7 protein-coding genes and 2 pseudogenes are annotated in these 10,139 nt (G+C 59.6%); 8 read left to right on the top strand and 1 reads right to left on the bottom strand.

The window, feature by feature from the left end:
- Positions 1–337, bottom strand: a pseudogene (locus WAZ62_RS00935) (transposase); the annotation flags it as partial.
- A 595-nt stretch (positions 338–932) separates the two neighbouring features.
- Here WAZ62_RS00935 and WAZ62_RS00930 point away from each other — a divergent pair.
- The 8 genes and pseudogenes from WAZ62_RS00930 to WAZ62_RS00895 form a co-directional block, all read left to right on the top strand.
- The gene (locus WAZ62_RS00930) at positions 933–2,072 is read left to right on the top strand and encodes a calcium-binding protein (RefSeq protein WP_422641655.1); all 1,140 of its coding nucleotides are present in this window, start codon (positions 933–935) and stop codon (positions 2,070–2,072) included.
- A 76-nt stretch (positions 2,073–2,148) separates the two neighbouring features.
- A complete protein-coding gene (locus WAZ62_RS00925; RefSeq protein ID WP_422641654.1) occupies positions 2,149–4,173 on the top strand; it encodes a hypothetical protein in 2,025 nt (674 codons plus the stop codon).
- Positions 4,173–5,933, top strand: a complete 1,761-nt coding sequence (locus tag WAZ62_RS00920) for a type I secretion system permease/ATPase (RefSeq protein WP_422641653.1) — start codon at positions 4,173–4,175, stop codon at positions 5,931–5,933. Before WAZ62_RS00925 ends, WAZ62_RS00920 begins: the two co-directional genes overlap by 1 nt.
- Positions 5,933–7,258 carry an HlyD family type I secretion periplasmic adaptor subunit gene (locus WAZ62_RS00915; RefSeq protein ID WP_422641652.1) on the top strand — a complete coding sequence of 442 codons (1,326 nt, stop codon included), beginning with the start codon at positions 5,933–5,935 and terminating at the stop codon, positions 7,256–7,258. The genes WAZ62_RS00920 and WAZ62_RS00915 overlap by 1 nt, the downstream gene beginning before the upstream one ends.
- Entirely contained in the window at positions 7,259–7,510 is a 252-nt protein-coding gene (locus WAZ62_RS00910) for a hypothetical protein (RefSeq protein WP_422641651.1), read from the top strand.
- Positions 7,511–7,525: 15 nt separating this feature from the next.
- Entirely contained in the window at positions 7,526–8,893 is a 1,368-nt protein-coding gene (locus WAZ62_RS00905) for a glycosyltransferase (protein WP_422641650.1), read from the top strand.
- Between the two features lie 62 nt (positions 8,894–8,955).
- The gene (locus tag WAZ62_RS00900; protein ID WP_422641649.1) at positions 8,956–9,222 is read left to right on the top strand and encodes a transposase; all 267 of its coding nucleotides are present in this window, start codon (positions 8,956–8,958) and stop codon (positions 9,220–9,222) included.
- Positions 9,207–10,121: pseudogene (locus tag WAZ62_RS00895) on the top strand (IS3 family transposase); the annotation flags it as partial. The gene WAZ62_RS00900 and the pseudogene WAZ62_RS00895, both read left to right, overlap by 16 nt.
- Between the last annotated feature and the right edge of the window lie 18 nt (positions 10,122–10,139).

The following is a 10,139-nucleotide window of genomic DNA, read 5'->3' as shown; positions in this document are numbered from 1 at the left end:
ACGAAGGCGATCATGGCTTGTGTCGGCGGCCTGGCTCCGCCAGGGCAAAATAAGCCGACGCCTTGCGCAGGATCTCGTTCGCCTGCCGAAGCTCCCGCCTCTCGCGCTCCAGCGCTTTCAGCCGGGCCTCGACATCGCCGGTACGGCCGCCGTCCGCATTGTCACGCTCGGCCTTCTCGAGCCACAGCCGCAGCGTCTCTGCCGTGCAGCCGACCTTGGCCGCCCCTGCCGAGATCGCCGCCCAGCGCGAGGGGTGCTCTCCCTCGTGGTCCTGCACCATGCGCACCGCCCGGGCACGCATCTCGGAGGAAAACTTCATCGCACTCTCGTTCGTCATCGCCACATCCTCTCAAAAGGATTGGCCTCCGACAAACCCGGCGCGGTTCAGTCGTCCCTGATCCGAAGGCCTCGCAAGGCTCCTCCATCATTGCCATGCTTCCCTTGAATCAGAAATTCGACCCCGCTGGGAATCCCCCACGAGTCAGCGCTTCGTGAAACCGGTATCAGATCTTCTAATTTTAACATGTTTGGATCGGGAGACTCGATGGGTAGCAGGGGCGGAATCTTAAAAATCTTGAGCGTCACCCGTACGGGGGATGCGGCCTTTGCGAGCATCCTGTTTACTCCCTGTGTCCCATCTCGCAGGCGCACAAGCTAGTCTCCGGCCCACAATGCACTACTTCCTGGTACTGAGGCGGTAGATGAGCATTAACGGAACTTGAGAGTATGGCGGGGTTCGACTGTTAGTGGTTCAAAAATGGGAAATGCTGTAAGGCGTTGTCCTATTTATAGAAAAAGAACCACGATGAATTGAAAAATAGAAATATCAAAAAAAATACTTCAATCTCACGCCGATTTAATGCATTGCAATGTATTTTTATTGGAGTATGGTGTAAGTTGTTGGCAATTTTAACTTGAATCGGGGGGTCGATATGGCAACGGTACCGGCGACAGTCAGTGATGCCTTGACGGCTTCTGAGCTGGCTGTCCTCAACAACAGTCTTCCGTCTGGCTTCGACGTTACGGTAATCGCTGCAGACGGGTCTTCGCCCGTTGCGGAGACGCTGAGCGGGACGTCGGGCGATGACATCATCATTCTGGGGGCGGGTGATACGGTCAGGGGAGGGGGCGATGGTGTCGACGTCCTGTTCACCCATGGCAGTTTCCGCCTTCCGACCAACTATGAAGTTTTGATCGCGGATACGCGGGACAGCGTCACCCTCGTCGGCAACACTTCCGACAACACCATCATTTCCGGTGCCGGTTCGGACTCCCTGAAAGCCGGTGACGGCAATGATACGGTATCCTCGGGCTCCGGCGACGATACCATTCTCGCTGGCAACGGCGATGACTCGGTGAACGCTGGCTCGGGCAACGATCGTGTCGATGGCGGGGACGGCAATGACACGTTGTTGGGTGCCAACGGCGATGATTATCTGCTGGGTCGTGGCGGCGACGACTCCTTGTCGGGGGGCGCCGGTGCGGACACGGTCTACGGTGGTGATGGTGCCGACACCTTGTCGGGCGGCAATGACAATGACCGGCTCCTTGGCGAAGCTGGCAATGACAGTATCTACGGCGGCGGCGGTAACGATTACGCGTCCGGCGGTGCCGACGATGACTTCATCCGAGATGGCGAGGGCAATGACTCGCTCTACGGCGATGCGGGTAATGACACACTCTACGGCGGAGCCGGTGACGACAAGCTGTTTGGCGGCGATGGCAACGACTCGCTGTTCGGCGATGCCGGGGCGGATCAACTCGACGGTGGCGCGGGGGCGGACACGCTGTTTGGCGGCGCGAACGACATGGCCATCGATCTGCTGAAGGGCGGTGCCGGTGCCGATACCTTCGTGATGTATGGCGGTGACGCCGCGCATGTCGATGTGATCCGCGACTTCAACGCCGTGGAGGATGTGATCGACGTGCACAAGACCGGGGCCCACAGCCTGACGGATCTCACGATTACCAAGGTCGCGGGTGGTGTTCTGGTTTCGGCCCCAGATGGCACGGCCTTCAAGATCCAGGGCGTTGGGCTTTCGGAAGTGGATGCCAACTGGTTCCATTTCTGAGGTTGATGAACGGTTCACATGCTTCGGGGGCGGGATTGGAAACTCTTCCAAATTCCGCCCTTTTGGGATCATAGGAATGGGCGCTGTCCAGAACGTGTCGGTTGTTCCCATATCCGCGGAATTTTCGGCGGTTGTTTGTCGCCTTGTGCAGGGGCAGGTCATTCATGGTCTCCGAGCCGGCGACCATGACTTACCGATTGATAATAAATTCAGGATTTTCGCTCAGGGCCATGCGACCTGGATCGTGATCGTTCAGCGACGACGGGTGTCCGGCCTTGGCGTCGTGGAGGTCAGGTTGGAGGACGGTCGTGTTTCGTCCGTTGCCGCCATTTTCTCAGATGCTCTATGGAGCGATGAACTGGGCCAGATCGTGACGCAACTGGTGCGGCACATGGCCAGACGCAAGCGCAAGCTGCCGCATGATGCTCTGCACCGCTTCCTGTCCCTCAGTTCCGCCTGGGGGGAGCGAGTGACAAGCCATTTCGCCATACCAGGTCACGTTGTGGTTACTGCCACGTTCCCAGACGCCAACTCCGGCGTTCGGCAGGCCAGCGTCATCGTCTTTGCCGAAGATGAAATCCAGTCCCTTGAGGCGGCGGCGACGGTTACCGAAAGCGGGGTCCTGGTGGTGATCCTGCCAGAGGGGCGTTGGCGGGGTGCTTTTCTTCAATGGGGCGGCCAGTTGATACAACTGGACCTCGGCCGTGGGGCGGCGCGGGGTTGGAGCGCCTTCGAGGAATGGCTTGCGGGGGTTTCATCGGGCGAGCGCGGTCAATTGGCGGATTTGTGGTCTGCTTCGGGCAAGGGGATGTCCGCTGAATTGTTTCAGGCCCTGCAGCTGCCGGTGGCTGCAAATTTGTCAGTCCCAGGTTGCCGGATTCGGGTCGCCGCGATCTTCAGTGTGGGGAATGCGATCACTGTTCTCGGCGAGGCTGAGGCTGCTTTACCGGAGGGCTTTTCATTTCAGCTGCATCGACAGGACGGTGCTGGCTCCACGATGGCGGCGACAACCTTCACGCACCCTGCGGCCACCGGCGGAATTCGTTTCGCTCTTGTCGGCAAATGGTCTGCAACGCCTGGCGCCGCGCCCCGCAGCGGTGCCGTGATTGCGACCATGCGATGCTGTGGTCATGCCGATCGCCAATGGCTGTGCGTTTCTGACCTCGACAGTGATCCGGCCTGGCAGGCGCTGGTCAGCTGGCGGCCTGAAAGTCTGTATGACGATGCCTATGTCAGCCAGGTCATTCTTCCTTGCTCGCGCGGGCGCAGAAAGCAAATCCCCGTTTCCACTAGAATTGTCGCACCAGCCGGGTCGTCCGCAGCCGTGATTGCGCCAGGCCCGCTTCACGACGCCATCATCATCTTCACCGGTGATGTGGATGCGCTCGCCCAGACTGTCCTTGGGCTCTTTCTCGTCGCCCGCGGCACCATAGGTATCGTCCGTATCGGGCTGCTGGAGCCCGATACGGAATCCCGTGTGCGGCCCCTGCTGCAACGCTGGGCCATGCGTTTTGGCTTGACCTTCGTCGTGGTGACGCCGCATCGCCGGTTGGAACCTTTCACGGCATTGCAGGCGGTTGTCGCCCTGGTGGAATCCGCGCGAAGAGTGCTGGTGCTTGGCGCGGGGGTCGTTCCTTTGTCCGTTGGGCTCACGGATCCGCTCGCTCAGGCTGAAGGTGATTGTGAGACACCCGACCTTGAAGTGGCACCTGGGACCTTGCAGGCCGTCGACGCTGATCTGGCGATCTTCTGGCGGCTTTCGCCGGTGGCTCATAGGGTGCTGTCCCGTCTGGATCTGCCAGTTGCATCCCTGTCAGCAGGATTGAAGGCGCTGATCCTGGCGTTGCGCGACAAGAGGCTGACCTGGAAAGAGAGCCCATTCATGGCGGCCCTGGCTGCCGAACGCGCTGGCCACGACGAGTTTCACCCATTGGACAACATCTTGTTGTCCGAAGTTGGATGGACGTTCGATCTTGCATGTTCGGCCAAGTTTGAGGTCCCTCTTGGGAAAGTTCGTCAAAGAAAAACTAGGAATTTCCGAGGAAATACACCTGATTGTGCGATTGAAGATAAAAAAACTGCGATGGAAGTGAGGCGTTGATGAGCAAAAATCAATCTCAATTTGCCTCAAAATTCGCCCCTGAGCTCGAAGATGCGTTGAGGGCGTGCAGGGTTCATTTCATTTTTGCGGTTATGTATTCAATTATGGTTAATATGCTATTTTTGGTATACCCAATATTCACGTTGCAAGTGTACGATCGTGTGGCTTCGAGTCGTAGCATTGATACACTCATTGTGCTGTTCTTGGGCTTTATCTTGGCAATGGGATGCAAGGTCCTGTTCATGTGGCTGCAAAGCCTGCTGCTCGCACGGGCGGCCGCGCGCGTCGATCGACGCCTGTCAGACCGCGTATGCGGTGCATTGATCGATAGAAGCGGAACCCAGCATCGCGAGACAGGGACTCAAGCCCTTGCCGATCTGGAAAACGTCCGCTTCTACCTCTGCGGCCCCGGCCTCCAGAGCAAGATGGACCTGCCATGGGCCGGACTCTATATTGGTGTGTTGATGGCAGCAGATATGGTCATCGGTGTGGTCGCCCTCGGTTGTCTGATCGCCATCGCACTGATGACCATTGCAAACACAGCGATCAGCAAGAAGGCGCTGGAGCAAGCGAACAAGGAATCCAACCGATCGCAGCGGTTCATCGAGGCCAATCTGCGCAGCAGCGAAGCCATCCTGCCCATGGGTATGCTCCCGGGCCTGCTGGCGCGCTGGCAGACCTCCAGGCAGTTGGTGATCGGCGCACAGCTTTCGGCAGCAACGCGGTCGTCCTTCATGAATGCCTTCATGAATGCGGGCCAAATGGGAGCACAGGGGATTCTCCTCTCCACTGGTATAGTGCGTGTGATTGAAGCTAATATACCCGCAGGCATAGCATTTATGTCGACGATACTTTTTGGCGCTGCAGCTAAACCGGCGATGAGTCTGGTCAGTGGTTGGGAAGGGCGCCTGCGAGCCCGGCAGTCGCTGGAGCGGCTCAATGCCCTATTGCGGGAAACGCAGCCTTCGGAGCAGCAGGGGATGACGCTGCCCCGTCCCCATGGCGAGATTACTTTTGCGGCCGTGCACTACTTTATCAAGGGCAATAGCAAGCCTCTTCTGCGCAATATCAATTTGAAATATGACGCCGGCAAAGCGCATGGCGTGATCGGCCCCTCCGGGTCGGGGAAGTCCACGATCATTCGCCTGGTGGTTGGCAACTTGCACCCAACCATGGGGAATGTCCGGCTGGACGGTGCCGAAATCCGCAACTGGGATCGGAGCGAGTTGGGGCGCTATCTTGGCTATTTGCCCCAAGAGGTTTGTCTCGCTGCCGGGACCGTTGCAGACAATATCGGCCGGTTTGGCATGTTCGATGAGACGGATATCGTCGCGGCCGCGAAATTGGCCGGCGCGCACGAGTTGATCCTGCGGCTGCCCCTTGGCTATGACACCCCTGTCGGCGAAGGGGGCGTCAATATATCAGGCGGTCAACGCCAGATGATCGGCCTTGCCCGCGCCGTGGTTGGTAATCCTTCGGTGGTGGTGCTCGACGAAGCGAATTCCAACTTGGACGGCCCGGGTGAGGTTCGGCTCATGGCCTGCGTCGCAGCCCTGCGGGAACGCGGCACGACCGTCCTGATGGTGACGCACCGTCCCAATCTGTTGAGAGATTTCGATACGATCACGCATGTCCGCGACGGCAGCATCGTGGCGAGTGGCCCGGCGGCGGAAATCATGCAGCGGATGCGGCCTGGCAGTCATATCTCCATTGTGCCGCGCGATTCGGTCGATCAAGTGCCTGCGAAGGAAGGTGCGTGATGGCTCTGATCGATACGGGAACGAATATCGCACAAGGCAAGGTCTCGGACTCGCCGCGTTGGATCGTCCTGTTCGGCGGTGTCGCGCTTGTCGTGCTTGTTGGCGGATTCGGGGCTTGGGCGGGCCTTGGCAAAGTATCCAGCGCATCGTCAGCTGTCGGTGTCATAGCGGCCGAGGGGCATCGCAAGGCCGTGCAGCATAGGGAAGGGGGGCCGGTTGCCGCGATCCTCGTGAAGGAAGGCGATCTCGTGCACAAGGGCCAGGTACTCATCCGCCTCGACCTGTCGGATACCGCAGCGGAGGTCCAGGTCCTGAACAGTCAGCGCGTGCAAACTCAAGTGCGTCTGGCGCGCCTGCGGGCCGAGTCCTCGGGCACTGCACAGATAACCTTTCCACCTGAGATCGAAGCGCTGCGTCAGACCCCGGAGTTCGGTGGATTGTTCCTGCAGGAGGTCTCCCTCTTTCAGGCCCGAAGAAATGCTTACGATGGAAATATCAATCTGCTGCATCAACAGATTGAAGGATTTCATCGCCGAATAGAGGGCCTCAAGGGAAAGTCGGCTGCGACCAAGGCCCAATTGGCTCTTATCCGTCAGGAGTTGAGTACTCTGCTTGGCCTGCTCAAGAAGGGTTATGTCGAGAAATCGCGGGTGCTCGCGTTGCAGCGGGCCGAAGCTGGTCTTGTGGGCGATATCCAATCCATGGCGGCTGATGTTGCTGGCGCGGAAAACGAGATCGCAAAGGCGCAACTCCAGATCGGGCAGATTGACAAGGAATGGCGCGAGACCGTCGCCAAAGACCTGAATGAAGCCGAGTCCGTCATCGCGCAGATAGAACCGAGGCTTGAATCTGCCCGTGAGAGACTGAGACGGTCGGAGCTTGTGGCGCCGGAGGACGGCTTCGTATATGCCATGAAGGTACATTCGCTGGGTGCCACTGTTTCACCGGGGGATGTCGTCCTCGAGATTGTGCCGGCGTCCGAACCCTTGGTGGTGAAGGCCAAGGTTGATCCTAACGACATTGACCGTGTCGCGGTGGGGCAAGATGTCGAAATACACCTCCTTGCCTATCGCCAACGCTATATGTCGCTGATTCAAGGCAAGCTGATCAAGATTTCAGCAGACAGTTTTACCGAACCCAACAATAACACCAGCTGGTTCGAGGCGACGATTTCGATCAGTCCCGGGGATCTCTCTCGCAGCGGCGCATTGCTCGTGCCGGGCATGGCGGTCAATGCCCAGATCAACACCGGGACGCGTATCATCGGTGCCTATCTGCTGGATCCGCTCTATCATTTCTATGACTACGCGATGAAGGAGGATTGAATGGCCAGGGTTGAAGATGGGCCTGCGGGATCTGCGAACAGGCCGCTTGACTTGACGGGTGACAGCCCCGAACTGGTGGCCTTCGGACTGTTGCGTTACCTCGCCCAGATCGAGCAGCAGGAAGCCCGGCAATCAAGCACGGCCAAGACGTTCGACCGCAAATGGATGCTCGACGCTTATGCCGAGTGCCTTGAAGCCGCCAAGGGGCAGCGCGTCGTTGGGGCGGGCGCCAGGACAGCGAAAGCAAAATAGGCTCGTTCCATCGCAATGGCTTTGAGGCTCCTTTTTCTGCACCCCAATTTTCCGGGCCAATTCGGCCAACTGGCGGCCGCTCTGGCCGCCAGACCGGATTTCGAAGTCCTCGCCATTGGTCACAGGGGCGCGGACGGGCGTATGGTTCCCGGGGTGAAAGTTCACTATTACGATGCCTTCCCTTGGGTTGAGCATAGCGCCTTTGCGGGGACCGAGCAGTTTACACAGCAGGTTCGAAGAGGCCGTGCAGCACGACAGGTATTGCAAGATATCAAACATGACGGGTTCCGACCGGATATCGTCATTGCTCACCCCGGGTGGGGCGATGCGATGTTCCTGCATGACATATTTCCCGATGCGCGCCTCATCTCCTTCATGGAATTCTATTACAAGCGGACGGGGACTGATCTGGACTTTGATCCAGAGTTTCCTTCCGATCCCTCTGAGGTCGAGTTTTTGCGCTTGCGCAATCTGCCATCCGTCATGGCCTATGAAGTTTCCGCCGCGGCGGTCAGTCCCACTCATTGGCAGGCCAATCTTTTCCCGCCCGCTATCCGTAGCGGTATATCCGTAGTGCACGAGGGGATAGACACATCTGGAATTCGCCCCGATCCAGCTGCCCGGTTGCCCCTGCCTTCGGGGCGTGTGCTGGGCCGAGGCGACGAGGTCCTGACCTATGTGTCGCGAGGATTGGAACCTCTACGGTGTTTTCATTCCTTCATGCGCGCGCTGCCGGAAATCCAGCAACGACGACCTAATGCGTTCACCGTGATCGTTGGGTCGGACAAGGCGCACTACGGCAAGCGTCCCCCGGTGGCGGCTAGCTGGCGGGAAGCCTTGCTGGCTGAGCTTAAAGGCAGCCTCGATTTGTCGCGCATCTGGTTCGCCGGACGGCTTCCCTACGCCGATTATCTCGATGTCCTGCGGGTATCCTCCGTTCACGCCTATCTGACTTATCCGTTTGTCCTGTCGTGGTCATTGCTGGAAGCAATGTCTGCGGGATGCGCGATTGTAGGTTCAAGGACAGCGCCCGTTGAGGAGGCTATACTGGATGAAGTAACTGGCGTGCTCGCAGATCCGCTTCAGCCTAGCGACATTGCAGCGCGTATCATTGCATTGTTGTCGGATCAACCGCGCAGGCGGGAGTTGGGCCGGGCGGCTCGCCAACATGCAGAAATACACTACGATTTTCAGCTTATAGGTTTGCCTGGTTACCTTGACCTGTTCGACAGAGTGATGAAGCGCTGCGGGCCGGGTATCGTCGAACCGTTGCATGTCGTGGGCGGTGAATCCTCGACGCCTGGGCCGAGCATTGCCGCAGAGAACCATCGAGAGCGGCGAACGGAAAATTTGGAGGCTGATGTGGGTCGCACCTTAGAGTGACCTGACCCCCGCGAATTCATCCAAGCTGGAGTAGAGTCCGACCGAGCAGGAAGGGCTTTGAGATGAAGCGGAAGCAGTTCAGCGAAGAGCAGATCATCGGGATCCTGAAGGAGGCCGAGGCGGGAGCGGTGGTGACGGAGCTTTGCCGTCGCCATGGGCTGTCGAGTGCGACCTTCTATGCCTGGAAGGCGAAGTACGGCGGGCTTGAGGTCTCGGAGGCGAAGCGTCTGCGGGCGCTCGAGGACGAGAACGCGAAGCTGAAGCGTCTGCTGGCGGACGCCATGCTGGACAACGCCGGGCTGAAGGAACTGCTGTCAAAAAAATGGTGACGCCCGCCGGACAGCGGGAGGCCGTCGCGCGCCTCCGGCAGCTGCCGGGGATGAGCGAACGGCGGGCGTGCCGGTTGATCGGGGCGGATCGGACGAGTATCCGCTACCGCCCGCGTCGGGGCGACGACGGTCCATTGAGGGAGCGGCTGCGGGCGCTGGCCCTGGAGCGCCGGCGGTTCGGCTACCGGCGCCTGCATATCCTGTTATGCAGAGAGGGCCTGGTGGTGAACCGGAAGAAGGTGCAGCGGCTCTACCGCGAGGAAGGTCTGTCGGTGCGCCGCCGCCGGGGCCGGAGACGGGCTGTCGGCACGAGGGCGCCCCTAGCGCTGCCGGCCCTGCCGAACCAGCGCTGGAGCCTGGACTTCGTGCACGACCAGCTCGGCGACGGCCGTCGCTTCCGGGTGCTGAACATCGTCGACGACGTGACGCGGGAATGCCTGCGAGCGGTGGTCGACACCTCGCTCTCCGGTCGGCGCGTGGTACGCGAGCTGACCGGGCTGATCGCCGAGCGGGGCAGGCCGCGGATGATCGTCAGCGACAACGGGACCGAACTGACCTCGAACGCGGTGCTGGCCTTCGCCGGGGCCCTCGGCATCGAATGGCATTACATCGCACCGGGCCGGCCGATGCAGAACGGCTTCGTCGAAAGCTTCAACGGTCGGATGCGGGACGAGTTGCTGAACGAGACCTTGTTCTTCAGCCTGCGCCATGCCCGCGAGGTCGTCGCCGACTGGGTCGCGGATTATAACACCGAGCGGCCGCATTCTTCACTCGGCTACGAGACACCGGCGGCCTACGCCGCCGGCCTGCGCAAGCAAGGGGAGGGGCATGCCCCTCCCCTTGCTTCAATCGCCACCATGCGTAATTCTGACCACAGGTCTCTGCTTCCAGTTGGATGAACCATGGGGGTCAGGTCA

Origin of the sequence: Zavarzinia sp. (assembly GCF_049306435.1) — a bacterium.
Lineage (GTDB): Bacteria > Pseudomonadota > Alphaproteobacteria > Zavarziniales > Zavarziniaceae > Zavarzinia.
Note: the sequence above shows the minus strand (reverse complement) of the source record. Positions and strands in the feature narration are given on the sequence as shown.

Coding starts and splice junctions, on each gene's coding strand:
- WAZ62_RS00930 (WP_422641655.1), top strand. CDS start 933: ATGGCAACGGTACCGGCGACAGTCAGTGATGCCTTGACGGCTTCTGAG.
- WAZ62_RS00925 (WP_422641654.1), top strand. CDS start 2,149: ATGGGCGCTGTCCAGAACGTGTCGGTTGTTCCCATATCCGCGGAATTT.
- WAZ62_RS00920 (WP_422641653.1), top strand. CDS start 4,173: ATGAGCAAAAATCAATCTCAATTTGCCTCAAAATTCGCCCCTGAGCTC.
- WAZ62_RS00915 (WP_422641652.1), top strand. CDS start 5,933: ATGGCTCTGATCGATACGGGAACGAATATCGCACAAGGCAAGGTCTCG.
- WAZ62_RS00910 (WP_422641651.1), top strand. CDS start 7,259: ATGGCCAGGGTTGAAGATGGGCCTGCGGGATCTGCGAACAGGCCGCTT.
- WAZ62_RS00905 (WP_422641650.1), top strand. CDS start 7,526: ATGGCTTTGAGGCTCCTTTTTCTGCACCCCAATTTTCCGGGCCAATTC.
- WAZ62_RS00900 (WP_422641649.1), top strand. CDS start 8,956: ATGAAGCGGAAGCAGTTCAGCGAAGAGCAGATCATCGGGATCCTGAAG.